Annotated in this window: 1 protein-coding gene; it reads left to right on the top strand. The window is 72.2% G+C overall.

Annotated features, from left to right (window positions below; translation table 11 throughout):
* Window positions 1-3: 3 nt before the first annotated feature.
* Window positions 4-245, top strand: a 242-nt coding sequence (locus tag B0W88_RS35375) for an Ig-like domain-containing protein (protein ID WP_369973979.1), incomplete at its 3' end; no start/stop codon positions are given.

Below are 245 nucleotides of genomic sequence, written 5' to 3'. Positions count from 1 at the left end.
GCCCTGGCCATCGGCGATCTTGTAGCTGAACTGCGTGTCGCCGACGGCCGGCTGCGCTTCACGCCGACCGGCGGCTTCGTCGGCGACACGCCGTTCAGCTACAAGGTCGCGGATGGCCACGGCGGCCAGGCGACGGCGCTGGTCCGATCAGCGTCGGCAACGCCGCGCCGGTGGCGGCCAAGGACAGCTACGCGCTCTACGCCGGCCAGTTGCTGGACATCCCGGCGCCGGGCCTGCTGGCCAAC

The organism is Pelomonas sp. KK5 (assembly GCF_001984095.1).
Classification (GTDB): domain Bacteria; phylum Pseudomonadota; class Gammaproteobacteria; order Burkholderiales; family Burkholderiaceae_C; genus KK5.
Note: the sequence above shows the minus strand (reverse complement) of the source record. Positions and strands in the feature narration are given on the sequence as shown.